20 protein-coding genes and 3 tRNA genes are annotated in these 23,438 nt (G+C 44.7%); all 23 read left to right on the forward strand.

Going from position 1 to position 23,438, the window contains the following annotated elements:
• Positions 1 to 21 precede the first annotated feature (21 nt).
• The 23 genes from H9Q76_RS00460 to H9Q76_RS00570 all read left to right on the forward strand — a co-directional run bounded on the left by H9Q76_RS00460 (position 22) and on the right by H9Q76_RS00570 (position 23,348).
• Positions 22 to 1,386: an ATP-binding protein gene (locus H9Q76_RS00460; RefSeq protein WP_021984089.1), complete on the forward strand. Its 1,365-nt coding sequence runs from the start codon at positions 22 to 24 to the stop codon at positions 1,384 to 1,386.
• An 81-nt stretch (positions 1,387 to 1,467) separates the two neighbouring features.
• Positions 1,468 to 3,180, forward strand: a complete 1,713-nt coding sequence (locus H9Q76_RS00465; protein ID WP_242995422.1) for a hypothetical protein — start codon at positions 1,468 to 1,470, stop codon at positions 3,178 to 3,180.
• A 147-nt stretch (positions 3,181 to 3,327) separates the two neighbouring features.
• Positions 3,328 to 3,415 (forward strand) — tRNA-Ser (locus H9Q76_RS00470).
• Positions 3,416 to 3,512: 97 nt separating this feature from the next.
• Positions 3,513 to 3,584 (forward strand) — tRNA-Asn (locus H9Q76_RS00475).
• A 75-nt stretch (positions 3,585 to 3,659) separates the two neighbouring features.
• Positions 3,660 to 3,730 (forward strand) — tRNA-Cys (locus tag H9Q76_RS00480).
• A gap of 163 nt (positions 3,731 to 3,893) precedes the next feature.
• On the forward strand, positions 3,894 to 4,289 hold the full coding sequence (locus tag H9Q76_RS00485; RefSeq protein ID WP_117780893.1) for a hypothetical protein: 396 nt from the start codon (positions 3,894 to 3,896) through the stop codon (positions 4,287 to 4,289).
• Positions 4,290 to 4,335: 46 nt separating this feature from the next.
• Entirely contained in the window at positions 4,336 to 5,187 is an 852-nt protein-coding gene (locus H9Q76_RS00490; protein WP_118374249.1) for a DUF5685 family protein, read from the forward strand.
• Positions 5,188 to 5,577: 390 nt separating this feature from the next.
• Positions 5,578 to 6,222 (forward strand): DnaJ domain-containing protein, encoded by a 645-nt coding sequence (locus tag H9Q76_RS00495; protein ID WP_117780891.1) that lies wholly within the window; start codon positions 5,578 to 5,580, stop codon positions 6,220 to 6,222.
• Between the two features lie 25 nt (positions 6,223 to 6,247).
• On the forward strand, positions 6,248 to 6,913 hold the full coding sequence (locus H9Q76_RS00500; RefSeq protein ID WP_117780890.1) for a Maf family protein: 666 nt from the start codon (positions 6,248 to 6,250) through the stop codon (positions 6,911 to 6,913).
• Between the two features lie 443 nt (positions 6,914 to 7,356).
• On the forward strand, positions 7,357 to 9,009 hold the full coding sequence (locus tag H9Q76_RS00505; protein WP_147352553.1) for an AAA family ATPase: 1,653 nt from the start codon (positions 7,357 to 7,359) through the stop codon (positions 9,007 to 9,009).
• Between the two features lies 1 nt (position 9,010).
• A complete protein-coding gene (locus tag H9Q76_RS00510; protein ID WP_182428849.1) occupies positions 9,011 to 10,348 on the forward strand; it encodes an aminotransferase class I/II-fold pyridoxal phosphate-dependent enzyme in 1,338 nt (445 codons plus the stop codon).
• A gap of 37 nt (positions 10,349 to 10,385) precedes the next feature.
• Complete coding sequence (locus H9Q76_RS00515; protein ID WP_117780887.1) at positions 10,386 to 11,114, forward strand: LytR/AlgR family response regulator transcription factor; 729 nt, start codon at positions 10,386 to 10,388, stop codon at positions 11,112 to 11,114.
• Positions 11,098 to 12,375 carry a GHKL domain-containing protein gene (locus H9Q76_RS00520; protein WP_021984063.1) on the forward strand — a complete coding sequence of 426 codons (1,278 nt, stop codon included), beginning with the start codon at positions 11,098 to 11,100 and terminating at the stop codon, positions 12,373 to 12,375. Before H9Q76_RS00515 ends, H9Q76_RS00520 begins: the two co-directional genes overlap by 17 nt.
• Positions 12,376 to 12,486: 111 nt before the next feature.
• The gene (locus H9Q76_RS00525) at positions 12,487 to 13,071 is read left to right on the forward strand and encodes an accessory gene regulator B family protein (RefSeq protein ID WP_249321348.1); all 585 of its coding nucleotides are present in this window, start codon (positions 12,487 to 12,489) and stop codon (positions 13,069 to 13,071) included.
• Positions 13,058 to 13,201 (forward strand): AgrD family cyclic lactone autoinducer peptide, encoded by a 144-nt coding sequence (locus tag H9Q76_RS00530; protein ID WP_021984061.1) that lies wholly within the window; start codon positions 13,058 to 13,060, stop codon positions 13,199 to 13,201. Before H9Q76_RS00525 ends, H9Q76_RS00530 begins: the two co-directional genes overlap by 14 nt.
• Before the next feature lie 326 nt (positions 13,202 to 13,527).
• Positions 13,528 to 15,342 carry a glutamine--fructose-6-phosphate transaminase (isomerizing) gene (gene glmS, locus H9Q76_RS00535; protein WP_117780884.1) on the forward strand — a complete coding sequence of 605 codons (1,815 nt, stop codon included), beginning with the start codon at positions 13,528 to 13,530 and terminating at the stop codon, positions 15,340 to 15,342.
• A gap of 102 nt (positions 15,343 to 15,444) precedes the next feature.
• Entirely contained in the window at positions 15,445 to 16,782 is a 1,338-nt protein-coding gene (locus H9Q76_RS00540; RefSeq protein ID WP_249321349.1) for an MATE family efflux transporter, read from the forward strand.
• A gap of 91 nt (positions 16,783 to 16,873) precedes the next feature.
• Complete coding sequence (locus tag H9Q76_RS00545) at positions 16,874 to 17,092, forward strand: hypothetical protein (protein WP_021984058.1); 219 nt, start codon at positions 16,874 to 16,876, stop codon at positions 17,090 to 17,092.
• A 36-nt stretch (positions 17,093 to 17,128) separates the two neighbouring features.
• A complete protein-coding gene (gene ptb / locus H9Q76_RS00550; protein WP_249321350.1) occupies positions 17,129 to 18,046 on the forward strand; it encodes a phosphate butyryltransferase in 918 nt (305 codons plus the stop codon).
• A 33-nt stretch (positions 18,047 to 18,079) separates the two neighbouring features.
• Positions 18,080 to 19,147: a butyrate kinase gene (gene buk / locus H9Q76_RS00555; protein ID WP_021984056.1), complete on the forward strand. Its 1,068-nt coding sequence runs from the start codon at positions 18,080 to 18,082 to the stop codon at positions 19,145 to 19,147.
• A 27-nt stretch (positions 19,148 to 19,174) separates the two neighbouring features.
• Positions 19,175 to 21,667, forward strand: a complete 2,493-nt coding sequence (locus tag H9Q76_RS00560) for a DUF1720 domain-containing protein (protein ID WP_249321351.1) — start codon at positions 19,175 to 19,177, stop codon at positions 21,665 to 21,667.
• A 17-nt stretch (positions 21,668 to 21,684) separates the two neighbouring features.
• A complete protein-coding gene (gene aroD, locus H9Q76_RS00565; RefSeq protein ID WP_227573566.1) occupies positions 21,685 to 22,467 on the forward strand; it encodes a type I 3-dehydroquinate dehydratase in 783 nt (260 codons plus the stop codon).
• Positions 22,468 to 22,532: 65 nt separating this feature from the next.
• Entirely contained in the window at positions 22,533 to 23,348 is an 816-nt protein-coding gene (locus H9Q76_RS00570) for a LytTR family DNA-binding domain-containing protein (RefSeq protein WP_195541172.1), read from the forward strand.
• The last annotated feature ends 90 nt before the right edge of the window (positions 23,349 to 23,438 follow it).

Consider the following 23,438-nt stretch of genomic DNA (forward strand, 5'->3'; position numbering starts at 1 on the left):
ATATGAAAGTTGGGGTAGTAGATGAAAGAAAAAGAACATCAGTCGGTAGAATGGAAACAGGCATGGCGTGATGAATATTTGAAGTGGATTTGCGGATATGCAAATGCATATGGTGGAACAATATATATCGGAACGGATGATGATGGTAATGTTATTGGAATTGATAATGCGAAAGAATTGTTAGAACTGATTCCAAGCAAAATTACAGATACAATGGGAATTATTGCGGATGTAAATTTATTGTATAAAGATGGCTTAGAATATTTGGAAATAATTGTTGATAAATATCCCTCATTAATCAGTTTTCGAGGAAAATATTATTATCGTTCTGGTAGTACTATGCGTGAGATTACTGGAAAGGAATTAGAAAGGACATTGTTAAAAACACAAGGAAGAACGTGGGATGGAGTACCATTGCCTAAACTTTCGGTAACAGATTTGAAACAGGATGCAATACAGTTATTTAAGGAAAAGTCGGTTAGACGTGGCAGATTGACTCAGGAAGATGTAAATGTGTCTGATGAAGTGCTTATGGATAATTTGCATCTGATAGATGAAAATGGATATTTAATAAGGGCAGCTATGTTAGCATTTTATAATGATCCAGAAAAATGGGTTACAGGAGCCTATGTTAAAATTGGTTTCTTTGGAAAATCGGATTCCGATTTGAAATATCAGGATGAAGTGCATGGTCCATTGCTTGAGCAAGTGGATAAAACCATAGATTTAGTGTACACGAAATATATGAAAGCACGTATTGCTTATGAAGGTATTCAGAGGATTGAACAGTTTATGTTTCATAAAGATGCATTTCGAGAGATTCTTTTAAATGCAATTGTTCATAAAGACTATAGCAGTTGTAATCCTATTCAAATTAGTGTTTATGAGGATAAGATATATGTTTGGAATGATGGTGAAATGCCTCCTAATTTGGATACAACGGACAAGTTGTTTATGAAGCATTCTTCCAAACCATATAATCCGAATTTAGCAAATGTATTTTTTAAAAGCGGAATGATTGAGGCTTGGGGAAGAGGCTTTGAAAAGATTAAAGAAGGTTGTGCACTTTATGATGGACCATTGCCGGAATATGATATTAATGAGTCTGGAATTATGGTGTTGTGTCAGGCTTGTGATAGGTATTTGAAACTATTGGATAATTACGATTATCTTGGTCATAATGACCAAGATAGTGACCAAGATATGAAAAACAAAATTATTGAATTTTGCAGAATACCAAAATCAGCAAGTGAAATTCTGAAAGAATTTAATCTGGAACGATCTTATTTTAGAAGGCACTATCTGGATAGAATGCTTAAAATAGGAGAGTTAAAAAGGACAGAACCAGATAAACCTAAAAGTAAAAATCAGAAATATTATTCATAGACTTGGTCAGGAAGATGGTCATTTGACCATCTTTCTGACTAACAGTATGTAACAAATATAATGAAAAAGGCAGGTGTTAATATGGCAAAAAACAAGGTTAAAGTCGAATATGATGTAGATATGGAAAAGGAGCGCAGGAAGAAACAGCAGAAAAATGGAAAACCAGGATTTGCTATCCGCAGATCAAACATTCTTCTGTATGGGTTGCTGCTCGTTGTGGAAGTGTTGTTTTATTATTTCCTGACACCGGCAATCAATGTACATACCTCTGGATTCTGGACATGGGTAATACTTACGCTTGCGGCAATCGGATTTTGCTCCTTTGATTTCAAGGGAACACGCATTACTAAAAAAGGCAATATCAAAGAAGCCGTTGGTTCGACAAAGGTGGTAATGGTTTCATTTACAACAATCCTTGTGTTGATTGTAGGATTGATCATTGGTGGGCTGGCATCTTCCAAATTGTTGCGTGCATCGAAATATGCAGGAATCATCAAGGTTGAGGATGGTGATTTTGCAACGGATGTACCGGAAAGTGAGAATATCAACAACATAGCACTAATGGATACGGACAGTGCAAGAATCATCGGTGATCGTGCGATTGGTTCCCTGTTTGACGTTGTCAGCCAGTATCAGGTGAGCGAGACATACAGCACAATTGATTATAATGGTGTGCCGATGAAGGTTGCACCGCTAGAATATGCGGGATTTATCAAATATCTGAATAATAAAGATGCCGGAATTCCGGGATACGTGCTCGTTGATCCGGTCAAAAATGAGGCAGATTATGTGAAGATTGAAAAGCCGATTCAGTATTCTTCATCAGCATATTTTGGTAAGAATTTGCAGCGGCATGTGCAGCTTTCTTATCCGACGTATGATTTCAACGGATATTATTTTGAACTCGATAACGAAGGAAATCCATATTATATCTGTCCGGTATTAAAGCCGAATGCAGGGTTATTTGGAGCGAAGGACGTAAAGGGAATCGTGCTCTGTGATCCATGCAGCGGTGATTGTGAATATATGGATCTGGGTGATATTCCAAACTGGGTAGATCGCGTGTATGATGGTGATCTCTTATGTGACCGGTATAACTGGTATGGTATGCTGTCAGGTGGATTCATTAACAGCAAGATTGGAAACAAAGGCTGCAAGGTGACGACCGATGATTATGGTTACAAGGTGATGGATGGCGATGTGTGGGTATACACAGGTGTGACATCCGTCAATGGCGACCAGTCGAACATCGGATTTGTGTTGATGAATTCAAGAACTGCAGAGAGTAAATATTTTGCAATTGCAGGTGCGGAAGAACATTCCGCGATGTCCTCTGCGGAAGGACAGGTACAAAACCTCGGGTACACGTCATCATTCCCATCTCTGATCAACATCGGGAATGTACCAACCTATATCATGGTACTCAAAGATAATGCAGGACTTGTGAAGATGTATGCACTTGTCAATGTGGAAAAATACAGCATCGTGGCAACTGGCGCGACACAGAAGGAAGCACTTGCAAGTTACCGAAAGCTGCTTGCCGAAAACAGCATTGCAACAAGTGGAAATGATGTCAGCGAAGATACGTTGAGTAAGAAGATTACAGTCACACAGATCCGGTACATCACGGTAGAGAATGAGACATATGTGTATATCACAGCGAAAGATCGTTCTGTCTACAAACAGAATTTTGCCGAAAATGAAAGCCTGATCAAGATTGAGGAAGGTGATGTAATCACAGTTCATTATATGGAAAGTGACGATGGCGTGAATACGCTTCTTTCGTATGAATAATTTATTGGAATAAAATAATAAAAAATAGGATTATACTAAGGGTATATAATTACCTCTTGACATTTAGTACAATATTTGTTATTCTAATTTAGCGTGTTGACGCGGAACTAAATAACACCGATTGGTAAAATGTGTTTTTTAGGCATTGGAGATGTACTCAAGTGGCTGAAGAGGCGCCCCTGCTAAGGGTGTAGGTCGTTCGCGCGGCGCGAGGGTTCAAATCCCTCCATCTCCGTTTGTAGATTACGGATAAAATATTGAAAATAAGTCTTGACTTGATTGGAAATATTTCATATAATCTACTTTGCGTTTAGTTAAATGCAACGATATATTCCTCGATAGCTCAATGGTAGAGCACTCGGCTGTTAACCGAGTTGTTGTAGGTTCGAGCCCTACTCGGGGAGTTTGATATTGTAAGTAGCAAAGCTACTTACTAATCATAAGAGATCTCCCGCAAGCGGGTTCTTCTTATGATATATGGCGTGATAGCCAAGTGGTAAGGCAGAGGTCTGCAACACCTTCACCGCCGGTTCAAATCCGGCTCGCGCCTCTCTTAAATCCTTGATACAAGATGTATCAGGGATTTTTTTATTTTGTGAAATCTCTGTGAAAGCCATTGACGGAGCCTGCCCGCGTGTTAAAATACTTGACAATTCGAAAAATTGAAGAAGAATAATGAATATCAGGATTGGATATAGTTATGGAGGATGTTTATGAGACAGAAATTGATGGATTTTATGCGCGGTAGAAATGGAACGGATCAGCTTTCCATGTGTATGATGTGGGCAGCGTGTATCTTGGTTTTTATCGATATGTTTGTAAGAAGCAATATACTCAGCACGATTGCATTTGTGACCTTTGCATTTGCATATTTCCGTGTGTTCTCCAGAAATATTGGCAAGCGTCGGGATGAAAATACATGGTTCCTAAATAAGACGTATAAACTACGCATGTGGGGACGGAAAGAGAGAAACCACATGACGATGCGTAAGACGCATCACATCTACCGTTGCCCGGAGTGTAAGCAGAAAATTCGTATCCCAAAGGGAAAAGGAAAGATCGAGATACGTTGTCCGAAGTGTAGCGCACGGTTTATAAAGAACAGCTAATGTATAAAATAGAAATAAGAAAGCCGTTTAACTCGGAGGTGGAACGATGTTTGGATATGTGACGGTGAACAAGCCGGAAATGAAAGTCAAAGATTATGAGCGGTATCGCATGTATTATTGCGGCGTCTGCCATGCACTCCGAAATACGGACGGTGCGATGGGACAGATGTCACTTACGTATGATTCGACGTTTGCCGCGGTGCTTCTGACCGCTTTATATGAACCGGATACGAAGATGAAGGAAGCAACGTGCATGGTGCATCCGGTTGGGAAGAAAAAATATCTGGAGAATGAGGTCATACAGTATATCGCGGATATGAATCTTATTCTGACCTATTACAAATGCCTTGATGACTGGGAGGATGACCGCAAATTTACCAGACTTTGTTACAGCAGTTTTATACGGAAGCGTGTGCGCAAGATCGGTCAGGTCTATCCGGAGAAGCTGGCGAAGATCCGGGAATCTCTGCGGACATTATCTGCCTGTGAGAGAAAGAATGTGACGAACCTGGATTTGCTTGCCGGAACCTTTGGTGATATCATGGCAGAGATCCTTGCATATAAGTCGACACGCGGGATTGACTGGTCGGAGGAACTGCGGAGACTCGGTTACCAGCTTGGCAAATTCATTTATATTCTCGACGCATATGATGATGTGCAGGAGGATATCGAGAAGAACCGGTTCAATCCCTTGAAGGAGTTATACCATGAGTTGTCGAAAGAGCAGTTCGACAATTACGTGAAGGAAATCCTCATGATGATCGCCACCGATATGGCGAAAATCTATGAATGCCTGCCAATCGTCGAGGAGACAGCCATCCTCCGCAACATTATCTATTCCGGGATCTGGGTAAGGTTTATGACGAAACAAAATGACGCAGAAAACGGTAAACAATAATTGCGAAACAAGTTTCAATGGTAAATCGTATATTTCCATATTTATTCATGAATATATACGATATGTTTGAGACTTAGAAGTTCTTAATATTCTGCAAGAACACCAGCCATGTTTGAACACGATGTTCAAACAAGTCGCCAGTGAGCCAGGGACGGCGAGCGGAGGGCGCATATGAACGAAGTTCATATTTAGGATGCGCCCGACAATCTGCCGCCGAGCAAAGCGAGGGGGCAATACCCGCACGACGGTGGCGTAAAATATGAGCACGTAAATCAGAATATTTAGAACTTCTTAGTTTCAATACATTGTATATAGAATGAATAGATATGGAAATATACGTTTACTATGAATTGGTTGTTTCGCAATTATGGGAGAAAGAAAGGAATTAGCATGAAAGATCCTTATGAAGTTCTGGGGCTTCCACATGGCGCCTCGGAAGAAGAAGTGAAAAAAGCATATCGAAATCTAAGCCGGAAATACCACCCGGATGCCAATATCAACAACCCAAACGCAGCGCAGGCAGAAGAAAAATTCAAGGAAGTGCAGGCGGCATATAAGAGCATTATGGATGGAAATACAGGTTCATCGTATGGTGGCAGCAGCTATGGCGGGTTTGATGGATTTGGCGGATTTGGTTCAGATGCATTCCGTCGTGCCAGAAATGAAGGCGGTGGCATGAGTCAGGATGAGTCCCATCTTGCTGCTGCGCAGAATTTCATCATGAACCGGATGTTTACAGAGGCACTTCGCACGCTGGAGGATATAGACGACCGGACGGGCAGATGGTATTATTTGAGTGCGGCTGCGAACTTAGGAGCAGGGAATCAGGCAACAGCGATGGAACATATCGATCGTGCAATCGCGATGGAACCGAACAACATGGAATACAAACAGATGAAGCAGCGTATGCAGGGTGGCAGCAACTGGTATGTGCAGCGTGGCATGGGATATGGAATGCCGGATGTGCGTTCCGATAACTGGTGCATGGATATGTGCCTGTTAAATTTGCTCTGTAATTGCTGCACGCCTTGTTGATAATGAAATTTAAAGGGGAGAACCAATGGAGAACATCATTTTAGCATCACAGTCTCCACGCAGACAGGAGATTCTGTCGCTGGGTGGATATGAATATGAAGTGTGCGTATCTTCGGCAGAGGAACAGATTCCACCGGAAGAATTGGAGAATCTGACACCGCAGGAGCTGGTTGAAAAACTGGCGCGTGTGAAAGCGGAAGATGTGTACCGCAGAAACTGCAGTAAGAATATGGAAAAATCAACGACAGATAATCAGGCAGCAGATTCCGTGGAAGAAATCACGGTAATCGGTGCGGATACTGTCGTTGCTGTCGATGGATGTGTGCTTGGAAAACCAAAGACAGAGGATGAGGCGAAGCAGATGCTCGCACGATTGTCTGGGCGGACGCATGATGTATTCACCGGTGTGTGTATTCTGTGGACAGATTCCGATACGCAGGAAGAGATACATGGAAATACCTTTCACTGTCATACGAAGGTGACATTTTATCCGATGACGGAGGAAGAAATTGACAACTATGTCGCTACGGGTGACTGTATGGACAAGGCAGGTGCCTATGGTATCCAGAGCGGAGCTGCGAAGTATATCCAGGGTATCGAAGGGGATTATTTGAACGTGGTTGGATTGCCGTTGTCAAAAATTTATCACGTTTTGCGTGAGAAATTAATAAATCTCACAATAAAAATGTGATTGAAACTGAATGAAAATAAACGGAAATAAAGAAATTAGACGAAAAAACTGTCATTATGACTAAAAACAGAGATAAAATTTGTCTATTCTGCCGTTGAAAAAATATTTAAAAGTGCTACACTAATACATGTAGCAACAAGTTGGGTTGTTGCTTGATTTTTGCATATCAGCGTCATAGCTTCGTACAGGGGGAAGGGATACGGAGTGTGATGTTGTAATATACACGTGAGCATCAGAGCTCGAAGTTATGTGAAGGTCTTGTTACGTGTAGCAGTGGTATTTCCTTATGTGACAAAAGAGAGGGTGTTACATAAGGGAATATCATCCAAGGTGGTTACGAAAAGAGGTTGCTTGGCAGCCTCTTTTTTCTTGCAGAGAAAAGAATCTGTGCGTATAATATAGATAAGTATGGCGAAATTGACAGAGAGGGTAAGGATATAGAAATGTGGAGTTTTCATACCGTAAAAGTGAAAGATAATAGTCGACGCATGTTTGATCTATGTATGCGTCGGGCACAGAGTATCGGGCGTGCGGATTATGTACGGACAGATGGACGGATGGATCTGGCACATACCTTCCGTACAGATATGCTGCATTTCCTGATATATCTCGCATATTCGGATGGTTCCGTCAACAAAGAAGAAATCAAATACATCAATCTGTTATTCGGAACACAGTTTGATGAGAAGATGATCCGTGATTATGCAGACCGTTGGGGACTTCGGAGTGAGAGCATCCGGGATCATGCGCCACGGTCGTTAAATTCGTTTGTGCGCTCAAATATCGGAGCAGAAACCGGGGAGATATCAGACGGTTATTATGATCTGTTACAGTTGTATGTTACAACCTTTAATTATATTGGAAATGATCTGATTGCATGCAACGAGGAGGTTGCGTCATCAGAGGTTCAGGCATTGTCCTCGTATATTGAATTGATCACAGAGGAAATCAATCGTGTACGTGGGGATATGGAGGATTACAAGCCGACGATCGCATTTAAGCCCGGAAGCAAGGTTAAGCAGGAGGATAAGCCGGATTATTCGTATTGGTCCGATACGCTTGAGATGCGGCGGACGAAGATCTCTACACCGGAGCGTAAGGAGGAAGATTCGCCGGCAGTAAGTGATACAGACAGCCGGAGAGATATGGACACACCGGAGTATGTACGGGCAGCAGATACAGAAGAAACTGGAAAGCCATTCCGTATGCGGGTGGAACAACCGGATGCACAGACGCTGCCGGATCAGAAAGAGCGTAAAAAAGAATTTAATACGGAGATGGATATACAGGCATTACTTAAGCAGTTGAACGAGCTGACCGGCATGCAGAGCGTGAAGACGGAGATCAACAATATGATCAATTTGTTGAAGATCTGTAAGATCCGTCAGGAGAATGGATTGCAGACGCCGCCGGTTACAAATCACATGGTGTTCCTTGGCAATCCCGGAACTGGTAAGACGACCGTGGCAAGAATCCTTGCGAAGATCTATCATGGGCTGGGCGTGCTTTCCAAAGGACATCTGGTGGAGGTAGACCGGTCTGGTCTGGTCGCTGGATATATGGGACAGACGAGTGAGAAGGTTACGGAAGTAATCGAGAAAGCCAAGGGTGGCATCTTATTTATTGATGAGGCGTATGCCCTTGCAAATGGACAGCAGGGTGATTTCGGACAGGAGGCAATCGACATCCTGAATAAAGCGATGGAAGATAACCGGGAAGATCTGATCGTCATTGCGGCAGGATATCATGATGAGATGCAGGATTTCCTGGATGCAAATCCGGGACTTCGTTCCCGTTTCAACCGGACAATTGAATTTCCGAATTATGATGCGGAAGAGCTGTTGGAGATCATGACCAACCGGGCAAAATCACTCGATTATACATTGACGGACGACGCGGTGCAGTATGTGCAGGATACATTTACAAGGATACTTGCATGTCCGCCGGAGAATTTCGGTAATGCGCGTTCGGTGCGTAATTATCTGGATCGCGTGATTCACAATCAGGCTAACCGCCTGATCGCGGAGAATAATTTTAAAGAGGAAGATCTGACGAAGCTCACGCTTGCAGATGTGCAGTCAGAGACGCTGGAATAACATGCATAAACAATGGATCAAGGATGGGCTAAGTGAATATCTGAGTGATGCGCATGCGGTATGGCATATGCCGGGGCATAAGCGGAAAGCCTGCTATGGAGATTTTCAGGACGCATTTCTCGCATGGGATGTGACGGAGGTGCCGGGGACAGATGATCTGTATCTGCCGGAGGGATTTATCGGGGATTCACTTGCCATGCTGAAGGAAATCTACCAGACCTGTGGCACGTATTACGTGGTAAATGGTGCGACGGGAGGGATTTTTACGGCAATCGCGGCATGCACGAAGCCGGGCGATGCGATCCTGATTGCAAAAAACTGCCACAAATCGGTCTACAATGCGGCGGCGATGCTGCAGCGACAGACGATTTATGTGGAGCCGACATGGAAGAAAGAGGCAGAAGATGCCTTTGCATTTACATCATTTATTGATGGGTATGTCGATGCCGATGATGTTGAAAGGCTGTGTGAGTCTCATCCGGAGATCGCGGCGGTTGTAGTGACATCGCCGACATACGAGGGCGTCATATCCGACATTGCGCAGATTGCACGTGTGGCACATGCACATCATGTTCGGGTGATCGTGGACGAAGCACATGGGGCACATCTGCCATTTTTAAAACCGGAATATTCTGCGATCCGCATGGGTGCCGATGTCGTTGTACAGAGTCTGCACAAGACACTTCCAGCGATGACGCAGACAGCGGTGATTCATGTCTGTACAGAAGAACTGGTGAAACCGGTGGAGCAGGCATTGGAGATATTCTTAAGTTCTTCGCCGTCGTATATTTTCATGATGAATATGGAAGCGGCAATCTGCTATATGGCAGACCATGATTTTACGGAATATGAAAACAATCTGCGGGAATTCCGGGAGAATTGTGCGAAGCTTCCGCAGATCACAATGATAGAGAAAGAAGCCGTATGTGCAGCAGGTGCATATGGATATGACGAGACACGGCTTGTATATTCTGCAGCTGTGCCGGGACCGGAGCTGCTTGCGATGCTTGCGGATAAGGGGGATGTCGTCTGTGAGATGGCAGGCAGAAAACATGTGGTACTGATCTCGACGGTGCGGGACGGGCAGGAAGATTTTGAACAGTTATACCGGACACTGCAGATGTGCGATGTCGCTCTGACGAAAGAAGGGGATCATGAGAAGGAGCGATGTGCCGGGCAGGAGGAATTGCAAAAACTGGCGGGAACGCTGGCAAGAGCACCAATCTATGTATATCCGCCCGGAAGTTACATCGTGAATACCGGGGAGATCATTACGGCAGAGACCGTGGAGAAGCTTTGCGCATATCAGGCAGCAGGGCTGCATATCCGGGGCATTTAGAAAACAGGGGGATGAATGATGAGACAGGAGAAACGATATGAATGTATTGATATGTGATGATGAAAGACGCGACCTGCAGATGGTCCGACTGCATGTGGAGCAGTTTGGCAAAGATCAGCAGATCGATGTGAGTATTTATACGCTGTGGAATCCAAAATCTTCGGCGGAGATAATGGCAATGGCGGAAAAACATGAGATGGATGTCGCATTTCTGGATATCGACATGCCACATATATCGGGTGATGCGATTGCCAGTGCACTGACGGAAAAGTATCCGTCAATCCAGATTATATTTTTTACGAACCGGGGCGAGATGGTTTATGATATGCTCAAATACAAACCATTTCGGTTTATTCAGAAGGCGGAACCGTGGAAGATTGATACGGCATTGATGAATCTGTCAAAACAGCGGATGACGGATGGACACGTTTTGATCGAAAAAGCAAAGAATGAAGTGATGGATGCTTCGGTGGAAGAGATTATGTACATAGAGGCAGCCAAACATCAGATCATCTATCATACGGAGGATGAAGCGATCGTCTCGAAGGGGAGCATGGCAAAGATCGTAAAAGAGCTGTGGGAATATGGCTTTATACGCGTGCATGTCGCGTATGTGGTAAACATACGGTACATCAAGCAGATTGGCAAAAAGGAACTGATTCTGAGAGATGAAACTGTATTGCCGATCAGTGGAAGCTATAAGGAAGAGACGATGAAGAATTATAAGATGTTATTGGAGAGGATCAGGTATGGAGAATCTCGTTGAAATATTTGCAAATACATTAGATGCTATATTAGGTATCGTGTTTCTGACGATGATACTTGGGAAAAAGAAGAGCATGCCGAACTGGTTGTTTGTCGTTTTGGCGTTGATCGTCCCTGTGGCAAATGTTGTGTTGCAGAAAGTATTTCCGGATAGTCCGGAGAATAATATTGTCTATATTTTACTTACCATATTCTTTGGTTTTGTATGCACGAATGGAAAAATCTCAGAGAAGATCATCTATGTCGCAATCTGGAATATCCTGCTTATGGTATGTGGACTGATCTTTGCGTCAGTTTACGGGTATGTCGTGCGCGGGACAAATGGCATGGAATGGGAGATGGATGCGATACAGCGGCTGCATTACATCATGGGTTCGAAGCTGAATCTGATCCTGTGCACGCTTCTGGTCATGGTGATCCTGAAGAAAACGAAGATGAAATCCGCGATGCCGGTCATGAATGCTGTCGTGTTCGTGATCAGTATTTTGATCGGTATTATCTTAGATATTATGCTGGATTACCCGTATCTTGACAAAAAGGGAAAGATTGCGATCGGTATCGCGATGGTCGGAATTCTGGCGATCAATGTGTTTGTTTATGTGGCAACCTATCAATTAAATAAAAGCCAGAAGCTGCTGATGGAAAATCAGCTTCTCCGTATGTCGCAGGAAGAGCAGAAAGAGGGAATGGAGCGCATGATGCGTCTGCAGGAGAAGAACCGGATGCTTCGGCATGACCTGCGCCATTATTTCACGCTCTTTCAGGAAATGCTTGCGAATGGAAATGTGGAAGAAGCACAGAAATATGTGGAGGACGTCTTAAACACGAAGCTCCAGCCAGAAGGTGTCTATATGACAGGCGATGAAATCTTAGATGCTGTGCTCAATCATTGCGATGGAATCTGCCGGCAGAAACAGATCACGTTTCGGACAGAAATCAGTGCACATTTGCCGGAAGGACAGATGGAGTTTGCGATTGCACTGCTGAATCTGTTGGAAAATGCGATTGAAGCAGAGGAGCTGGAGGAAGACAAACTGATTGAGCTGCAGATCTACGAGAGTGCGGGCTTGCTGTTGGTAACTGTCCGGAACCGGATCAGTCAGTCGGTTATGGAGAACAACCCGGAGCTTCGCACGCGGAAGGCAGATGCAAGTCTGCACGGACTTGGAAGAAAGAGTGTAAAGAAGCTGATCCGGGATATGGAAGGTTCTTTCTATGAGGAAGAACGAAACGGGTTCTTCATCTCGAACATTGTCGTATAACGTCGAAAAAGTAAAAAGTATGCTCAAAAAACAACCAACTTTGCCAGACAGGTTGTAAAATGTCAAAAATCAGGTATTGTAGTAGCAGGAAATGAAGTGAGGAGGAAGTCCATGGAACGTCTTGCATATGCAATCACAGATCATCTGCTGCGAAGAGATGTGATTCAGAAAGAGGACTACGATATCTATGTATATGGATACGCAGTGTTTCTTGAACAGATGTGTCAGGTAATCGGATTTATTCTGCTTGGGATAGTCACGAAGAACCTGTTACAGACCGCTCTTTTTTTGGGAACATTTTACCTGATTCGCAGTGCATTCGGTGGGTATCATGCGGAGACGTCGCCGGTCTGCATGCTCGTCAGCTATGGTGGCTGGGGTGCGGTCATGATACTTTCACGGTACATGGAAGCATATGCGGAAGTACCACTCGTGCTTTGGATTGTGCTCGCCGCAGATCTGTGTGTATTTGCGATACTCGGTCCGGTTGCACATGCCAATAAGCCACTGACCGCAGTGCAGAAAAAGCGGAACAAACGAAACGGATTTCTCGTTTTAGGGATTGGCTCTTTGCTGGTATTTCTTTGGAGATCATGTGTGATTGTTGGCACTGTGTATATTGGAACTGTAACCTTTGTAGCAGTGTTGGCAATGATAGGAAAAAGAAAGGTAGGTACAAGGTATGAAGAAGATTGAGGAACTTGTAGCAAAGATCGGTTACAACACTGCAAAGAAGACTGTAAATAGCGCATCTGCATGGCACAGCCATCAGGTAAAGGAGCCGGCAGCCGCACGCGCAAGCCTGCTCAAGGAAGCTTCTAAGTAAGAAGCACGCAGAGAAGAAAGGGTAGATGTTCAGGTGCATCTGCCCTTTCTTTTCGTTTGCATTTTAAATATTGGTATGATAGAATAAAGCAACTGTGTGATATGGGAGGACACAGAACTCGAAAGGTAAGAACCTTAGCGCCTGGTCCTGAGGGGACGGAAAAAACTCAGGATGACGAGGAGAAACGTGATCGAAAGATTCGGCGGATGCGTTTCCGCACAAGCTGAGTGCGTATACAGAAAAAAATATGTGGGTAACTGCAAAACAAAGTTCTGTAATCAGTAATGGAATCATAGAAAATTAAAAATAGAATAGAGGTAGATATTATGTGTGGAATTATTGGTTTTACGGGGAATGAACCAGCGAAGGATATTATCATCGGCGGTCTGGAACGGTTGGAGTACCGCGGATATGACAGCGCAGGATTAGCACTATTGTCGAACGATCAGATTCAGGTGCGCAAGCGTACCGGCAAGGTAGAGGAGTTACGGAAGCTCTGCGAGGCAGAGAAAATGCCTGCTACCTGCGGAATCGGTCATACAAGATGGGCAACCCACGGCGGGGTAACGGACGTGAATGCACACCCACACCGTGTCGGAAAGGTCGTACTGATTCACAATGGTATCATCGAGAATTACCGTCAGATTGTGACAGAGTACGGACTGGCTGACCAGCTTGTATCAGAGACAGATTCTGAGGTCGTTGCTGCACTTTTGAATAAGTTCTATGAGGGTGATCCGGTCAAGGCAATCAAGAAGACAGTGAAGGTACTTTCCGGTGCATTTGCACTTTGTATTATGTTCCAGGATATCCCGGATACAATCTACGCGATTCGGAATGTAAGCCCGATGGTTGCAACGTCGTGCGAGAGAGGTTCGGTGATTGCTTCCGACCTGACCGCATTAATCGAGTTCTCAAAGGAGTATTTTGTAGTACCGGAGTATCACATTCTGACACTCAAAAAGGACGGTATTGATATTCAGGATCTGAAGGGAAACAAAGTAACCCCACAGATGTTGACTGTAAACTGGGATATCACAAGTGCACAGAAGGGTGGTTACCCATTCTTTATGCTTAAGGAAATCTATGAGCAGCCGGATGCAATCCGCAATACGATTGCACCACGTATCAATCAGGAACTTCCGGATTTCACAGAGGATGGAATTGACGATGCAATATTTAAGGATTGCAAGCGTATTTCTATTGTGGCATGTGGTACAGCGATGCATGCAGGTATGGTTGGAAAGCATCTGATCGAGAAGAAGCTTCGGATTCCGGTGCATGTAGATTGTGCTTCCGAGTTCCGGTATAAAGATCCGATTATCGATGAGGAGACTTTGACAATCGTGCTTTCCCAGTCGGGCGAGACGATTGATACGTTAGAGGCATTGAAGCTTGCGAAAAATCGCGGTTCCAAGGTGCTTTCTATCGTCAATGTGAAGGGAAGCACAATCGCAAGAGAAAGCGATTATGTATTATATACACATGCAGGTCCGGAGATTGCGGTTGCATCGACGAAGGCATATACGGTACAGGTCGCAGCGATGTATCTGATCGCATGCCGGATCGGACTGGTGAAGGGACTTATCACAGAGCATGATGCAAAACGCTTTATGACAAAGCTTACAAATGCATCGAATATTGTTGAGGAAACTCTGAAATGCGCGGATGATATCAAGCGCGTGGCAGATCATATCAAGTTTGCAACTGATACGTTCTATATCGGAAGAGGTTTGGACTACACGATGAGCTTAGAGGCGGCATTGAAGTTAAAGGAGATTTCTTATGTGCACGCCGAAGCATATGCGGCAGGAGAACTCAAGCATGGAACAATCGCGTTAATCTCTGAGAATGTTCCGGTTATCGCGCTGGCAACCCAGGAGGATGTCTATGCGAAGGTCATCTCGAATATCCGTGAGGTAAAGGCAAGAGGTGCGTATGTGGTGCTTGTCAGCATGGATGAGGAAGTGAATGATCCAAGTATCTGTGACCAGCATATCCGCCTTCCGAAGATGGATAGTGAATTTACATCCTTTGCAACAGCGGTTGTATTGCAGTTAGTTGCATATTATACATCCGAGGCAAAGGGACTGGATGTGGATAAACCGAGAAATCTGGCGAAGTCTGTAACGGTAGAGTAATTAATGCTACATATATACAACCCCCATTCGTACTTCTTGTGCAGAATGGGGTGTTGTGTTTATACCAGAGAATATTTGTATTGTAAGGAATGAAGAAACAGGATGAAAGATTTGACAAAAGGCTACCCGGCAAAGGTGATAATTTTATTTGCCATCCCGATGATATTCGGCAGCATATTTCAACAATTATATAATATTGCGGACAGTAAGATTGTAAGTACATTTGTTGGCACCGAAGCGTTTGCAGCTGTCGGTGCCACAAGTGTTGTATCGAACACTTTAATCGGATTTTTGAATTCCCTGACACTTGGATTTGCGATTCCGATTGCGAACAGTTTTGGAGGAAAGGATTATAAGCGGATGCGCCGTATGGTGGCAGGTACTGTGTTGCTGACGCTGGCAGGGGCAGTTGTGCTTACCGTGTTAATCTTGCTTTTGATTCCTGCGATCCTGAAACTTCTGGCAACACCGGAAGATATTATGAGCCCGGCACTTGCGTATGTGCGAATCATTTTATATGGCATTATATTTGTGTCTGTTTATAACATGTGTGCAAATGTACTGCGCGCGGTTGGAGACAGCCGGACGCCGCTTTATTGTCTGATTATTTCCGTGTTCGTGAATATTGGACTGGATCTGCTGTTTGTGAATGGATTTCATATGGGGATTCAGGGTGCTGCCTGGGCGACGATCCTCTCGCAGGCACTTTCGGCAGTGCTTTGTCTTGGTTATATCCTGCTTAAGTTCCGGGATATTATACCGGAGAAGGACGAGTGGAAACCGGTGGAAGGACAGTACAGTGAGCTTCTTACGACGGGGCTTGCAATGGGATTTATGTCGCTTGTTGTGAATTTCGGAACGATTGTGCTGCAAGGCGCAATCAATGGATTGGGAACGGCAATCGTTGCGGCGCATACAGCGGCAAGAAAAGTGTTCGATATATTTACGGTATCACTTTATTGTCTGGGAAATGCAATGACAACCTTTGTAAGTCAGAATATGGGAGCCGGGGAACCGGCACGTATTCGCAGAGGGATTCGTCATGCCGTTGTTATGGCAACGGGAATAACAACGGTACTTGTAATTATCTGCTTTGCATTTGGCAGGCCGGTATTTACATGGCTTGCGTCTACCGATAATCCGACAATTGTAGATTCTGCGGTGATGTATTCCCGGATCAGTATTGTGTTTTTCTATGTGCTCGGACCGCTATTTATTCTGCGGTGCAGTCTGCAGGGGATGGGGCGGAAAGTAATACCGGTGTGCTCGAGCGTGGTGGAGATGACAATCAAGGTACTTTCTGCAACGATTCTGGTGCCGCGGCTTGCTTATTTCGGTGTGGCACTTACGGAACCGATCAGCTGGGTCTGCATGACGATTCTGCTGACGGTGGCTTATTTCGCGAAGCCGCCGGAACAGATGTTGCGAAAGCCTGCTTAAAATGGTATAATAAGCATTATATAGGCTGTGTTCACACAAGCCGGAATAATGCGGAAAACACATTATAAATTCGTCAAAGAAGGTGAAACAGATGTCAAGACTGAAGACTCCGAAAAAACCGAAGAAGGCAAAGCCTGCGAAATCACTTTACAGAGAACCTGCAAAGCGTATGTCGCGCAAAGAGCGGAAGCTTAAGGAAAAACGAAGAAAGCAGATAAATAAGCATATTGATCATGCTATGGGATTTATAGCAATTGCTTTATGCACCGTTTCAGCAATCTTGGACGTAAAGAACAACAAAGACTCATAAAAAGAGGATGGAAGAGGAAAGGAAGAGAACAGAACAATGAAGAATTTTGAAGGATTACTTGAGCAGATTAAATCATGCAGCAAGAAGAAGCTTGCCGTAGCTGTTGCACAGGATGATGCAGTCCTTGAAGCAGTAAAGGCAGCAAAGGATAAAGATATCGCGGATGCGATTCTGGTCGGAGATGCTGATAAGATCAAGAAAATCGCTGCAAGCATGGATATGAGTTTAGAGGGTTTTGAGATTATTGACGTGAAGGATCCGACAGAAGCAGCTCTTACAGCAGTAAAGCTTGTACATGATGGAGAGGCAGATATGTACATGAAGGGTCTCATTGACACAAAGGGATTCCTGAAGAGTGTACTCAATAAGGAAGTGGGACTTAGAACCGGTAAGGCTTTGTCACATGTATGTCTGTTTGAGATTGAAGGCTTCGAGAAGATGTTCTTCCTGACTGATGTTGCATTTATTCCATACCCAACATTGGAGGACAAGGTGGATATTATCAGCAACACAGTTGCAGTTGCACATGCATGTGGTATCGAGTGTCCAAAGGTAGCTCCGCTTGCAGCGGTAGAGGTAGTAAATCCGAAGATGCCTGTTACAGTAGACGCAGCTGAGCTTACAAAGATGAATGAAGAGGGTAAGATTACAGGCTGTATCGTGGACGGACCGCTTTCCATGGACCTTGCAATTGATCCGGAAGCTGCAAAGCATAAGGGAGCAACGAACCGTAAGATTGTCGGTGATGCAGATATCTTACTGTTCCCGGACATTCACGCAGGTAATATCACATACAAGACACTGGTTCACACAGCAAAGGTTAAGAATGGCTGTATCTTAACAGGTACAAAGGCACCGGTTATCCTGACATCCCGTTCCGATACATTTGAGACAAAGGTAAATTCCATTGCCCTTGCAGCAATCGTTGCTGAAAACTTAAAGAAAAACAAATAAATTATAAGCATAAATAAGCAGGAGGATAATAAAATGAGTTATAAGTCATTGATCATCAATCCGGGTTCTACATCTACAAAGATTGGTGTATTTGAAGATGAGACATTGTTGTTCGAGGAGACACTGCGTCATTCGACTGAGGAGATTGCACAGTACGATTCGATCGTTGCACAGAAGGATTTCCGTAAGGATGTCATCGCTAAGGTTTTAGCTGAGAATAATTTCGATATTAAGACACTGGATGTTGTTGTAGGCCGTGGTGGTCTGCTTAAGCCAATTCCGGGTGGTACATACACAGTTACCGATGAGCTGGTAAAGGACTTGGTAGAGGCAAAGCGTGGCGAGCATGCATCAAACCTCGGTGGTATCCTGGCAAAGGATTTCGCTGATGAGCTTGGAATCCCTGCTTATATCGTAGACCCGGTTGTTGTTGACGAGTTACAGGATGTTGCAAGACTTTCCGGACATCCGGAGCTTCCTAGAACAAGTATCTTCCATGCATTAAATCAGAAGGCAGTTGCAAAGCGTTATGCAAAGGAAGTTGGTAAGAAGTACGAGGATTTGAACCTCATCGTTGTTCATATGGGTGGCGGTGTATCTGTAGGTGCCCATACAGGTGGTAAGGTTGTAGATGTATTTAATGCATTGGATGGCGATGGTGCATTCTCTCCGGAGCGTGCCGGTGGTGTTCCAAACGGCGAGCTGGTTCGTCTGTGCTACTCAGGCAAGTACACAGAGAAGGAAATGATCAAGCAGCTTGTCGGTAAGGCAGGATTTAATGCATACTGCGGTTCCAACGATGCAAGAGACATCGAGGCTATGGCTAAGAATGGTGACAAGCATGCACAGCTTGTATTCGATGCATTCTTATATCAGGTATCGAAGGATATCGGAGCACAGGCAGCGGTTCTCTCCGGTAAGGTTGATCAGATCATCCTGACAGGCGGTATTGCATATGGCAAGTATGCAACGGAAGAGATCACAAAGAGAGTACAGTTCATCGCACCGGTTACCGTATACGGTGGCGAGGACGAGCTTCTTGCTCTGGCACAGGGCGCACTTCGTGTATTAAATGGCGAGGAAGAAGCAAAGGTTTACTAAGCGTAGACATATAGTTGGAGGGATAGAATGGACGAAAATAACACACAGCAGCCGGGGGGATTCCCGGATACGACTGGATATGTGAATCCACAGCAGCCGGATACGACCGGATATATGAATCCACCACAGTCAGACATGACTGGATATGCAAATCCGCAACAGCCGGATATGACTGGATATTACGGACAACAGCCGGGACAGCCGGACATGACTGGATACTACGGACAGCAGCCGGGACAGCCGGACATGACTGGATACTACGGACAGCAGCCGGGACAGCCGGACATGACTGGATATTACGGGCAGCAGCCGGGACAGCCGGACATGACTGGATATTACGGACAGCAGCCGATGCAACCACAGACAGGCGGTAAGAAACCGAAGAAGCCAATGACAAAGGGCAAGCTGGGCGCATTGATCGGTGCTGGCGTTGCAATCGTTGCACTGGTTGTATGTGGCGTCATTTTCCTTCCAAAGCTTTTTAAGTCGGACAAGGAAGTCGTATTAGATGCGATGGAAGAGACATTTTCTTCCTACAGCACTGGCGGAGAGAGAAACGATGTAGTCGGATTCGATGAGGTGATGAAGGCGTATAATGAGAAAGGTGGAGATAGCAGTCTCAACCTGACATTTAACGCTGGTGAAGGTGAAAATGCTTACGCAATCGGTTGGAATCAGAATAACGCAGTGGATCAGAAAAATAAGAAGCTTTCTGCAGATGGCGCGATAACGATCGGAGGCGATGATCTTCTGTCGTATGAGGTTTTTGGCGATGAAGATACGATGACAGTCGGTATACCGGAGTTGCTTGCAGGTTATCTTGTATACCCGGCGGACGATCCGATGGGCGCGCTTGCGAATTCACCAGCTGGACAGTCACTTGGTCTGGACGCATCGGCACTTGCCGGATACAGTTTAAACGCATTTGCATCTGGTTCTGATGGATCAGGTCTTACAAGTGGATATGTGAGTGCGCTGGAGACAATCTGGGATGCTGCAGAATTTAAGAAGCAGGGAAGTGCCAAGATCACAGTCAATGGCGAGAATGTAACAGCCAAGGAATATTATGTGACATGGGCAAAGGAAGATCTGCAGGATGCGTGTGTATCTGCGATCGATGGTTTGACAGAAGCGGTAACAGGTTCGCAGGATACGCTTGATCAGCTTGGTATGAGTGCAGACGACTATACATATTATATGGATCAGTTGAAAGCGGCTGTGCCAAGTGTCATTAAGCATGATCTGTGTGTGAAAGTATATGTGAAGGGCAAGAGAGCTGTTAAGATCACATGTAGCGATAAGATCAACATCTTGAATATGGTGAAGATCGATTATGATTTTTGGCTGGATGCTGGTAAGGATGATCTGTCAGGAAACTTAAGTTTTGATGTGTCAGACACTTCCGTTGGCGTGAAGTTCGAGGCACATGATATCAGCGGAAATACATATGGAAATGTAAAGGCATTTGCCGGTGACAAGGAGATTGGACTGGATTTCACAAAGGATGTTGTAGAGTCTGGTGATACAGTTACGACAAAGGTAAAGATCTCCGCTTCTTCGTACCTGTCTGTTGACTGGGAGAAGACATTTAACAAGGCGGACAATACATTTGAGAATACGGTTAATGCCAATATTGTAGGCGCAGATACCTATGTGTTTAATTACAAGGGTGCTTACAAAGACATCAACAAGGGTGTCGGCTATACTGTGGCGATTGATTCGTTCGAGCTGAAGGCAGCCAACCAGACGCTCTGCAATGGAAGTATTGATACAACGATCGATACATCGAAGATTTCTGTACAGGAGATGGATGCAAGCAAAAAGGTGTATGATCTTGCAACCATGACAGAGGACGATCTGCAGACATTTGGTGAAGAAAGCCAGAAGTTGATGGATGCTTGGGTAGAGCGTTTATCTGACAATACAGCATTTGTAAATCTGATAAATGCATTGAACAGTCTGTTTGGAACAAATTCCGATCTGCTTAATCAGGTGGAAGAGGATATCGACGAAGACACAGCTACCTATAGCGATGCAGATTTCAGCGACGATAATACAGATGAGATTACCCTCGATAATGCATCAGTTATGACCTATGATGGAAGTGCGAAATACAAGATCAAGGGATGTATCGATGGATTTAACTTCGAGTATGCGAATGAGTATGGTGTTATGTTTGAGACAGAGCAGGTATCTACGATACAGTATGGGTTATATACTGCAGAATCTGCATCCGACGCATTGGATTCTGTCTATTATGATATGTCCAACATCGACAGCTACGAGATTCTGGATACACAGTTAAACCAGACAGCAAAAGTAGAAGACAAGGATGTGCTTTATAACGTACAGACTTATAACGCATTCCAGATGAAATGTATGGATGTTACAGCCGTGATCGAAGTAGAACCGGGTGTGTTCCTGAGTATGGAAGCAAGCATCTATCTGGATGACGATGACTATACTGTGGAGCAGCTGTTGCAGGCACTGGAATCCAAGTACTATGAGAAGATACAGTAAAAATAGAGGAAAATTATATGATTCGTTATTGTAAGATCAAACATTGTATCATCGGCTTTGACCGGCCGAAGATCTGTGTGCCGCTGGTCGGACGGTCGGCGGAGGAGATCATAGCGCAGGCGGATCAGATAAGACAGTCACAGAGAAGCTCTGCCATTGATATGGTGGAGCTTCGTGGCGATTATCTGGATATTTTGCCTGACTATGAAGTGTTAGATAGATTGCTTGCGAAGGTAGCAGAGATTCTGCCAGAAAAAGTGTTGTTATTTACGATCCGGAGTGAAGCGGAGGGCGGCGAGAAGCTTGCCTTTACCACGCCGACGATCTACGAGATCAACCGGCACGTGATCGAAGGGCATCTGGCGGATATGGTAGACATCGAATTATTCTCCGGGGCAGAGCAGGCAGAGGAAATGATCGGGATCGCAAAGGAAAAAGGGGTAAAGATCATCATGTCAAATCATGATTTCCAGACCACACCGGATGCATCCACGATCGTGAACCGGCTGCGCAGTATGCAGGATCTTGGCGCGGATGTTGCAAAGATTGCTGTGATGCCGGAGAATAAAATGCATGTGGTGAATCTGCTTGCTGCAACGGCTATGATGCAGGAAGCGTATGCAGAGGTACCGGTTGTCACGATGTCGATGGGGAAGATGGGGGCAATCAGCCGGATCAGCGGTCAGGTGTTCGGCAGTGCAATCACATTTGCAAGCTTTGCGGAGGCATCGGCACCCGGGCAGATTCCGGTTGACAAGATGGACGAAGCACTTACATTGATAGAGAAATATTGTAACTAGGGGACAAGAAAGCAGAAAGACAGGAGGAGGTTTTTCTGCTTTTTATTTACGAGGGGGAGAATGTGTTGAGGGAAAGAAAAATTGTGTTGTTTGTCATGGGGGATGAAGAGATATTAGAACGTAGTCGTATGGTTGTAAGTCAGTTAGCGCTGGAATATTCTGTGAAGATTGTCAGAAATTATAGTGCGGCCTATAAGATTATTGTAGAGCATCAGGTTGATGTAATGGTGTGCGGGCCAGCGGAGGAGCAGTTTCACCAGAATATTGTAGATGCATACCGGTTTATGGAGTCCGCGCGCAGGTTGAAGCGTTATCGGGATACGCCTATGATATTGATATCTGACGTGGAAGATCCGAATGGTTATTGTGATAGGGAGCTGTGTTGTTTTGCGGTAATTGATACTTTGTCGCTCGAACATCGGTTGTGTGAAACACTTGTACAGGCTCTGGAGGAACTCTGGTGCACGAGTCCGCACACATGTCCGATGCTGCGGCAGGATAAAATAGAGGCACGAATGCTGTATATCCAGAACCAGAATGTGATATACCCGATCCAATGTGCCAAGGTCAGTCATATACTGGCATCTAACCGGTCGATGGAGGTCTGTCTGAATAATGGTGGGAAATATCCTGTGAGATATGTTACCCTGCAACAGCTTCTGGAGGCTGCCGATGTATGGTACTTCCTGCAATGTTCCCGCAGTGGAATCATTAATGCAAACTATGTACGCAATATTGATTATACAAACCGCGTTATTACGATGTGCAATTCGGATCAGATTGCAATTGGATCGACGTATGTGAGGTCGCTGCATGAACAGTTTCCGACGATGCAGGAGTTATGGCAGCGGAGACAGAATCGTTGTATGTTTTTTGAATGAACCGGCAAACATATATATGAATGGAAATTAAAACACCGGACAAGGAGAAGCGTTCTCTCTGTCCGGTGTTTGTTAAATGTGCGCCTGGCA

It is taken from the genome of Wujia chipingensis, assembly GCF_014337155.1.
Taxonomy (GTDB): Bacteria; Bacillota; Clostridia; order Lachnospirales; family Lachnospiraceae; genus Coprococcus_C; species Coprococcus_C hominis.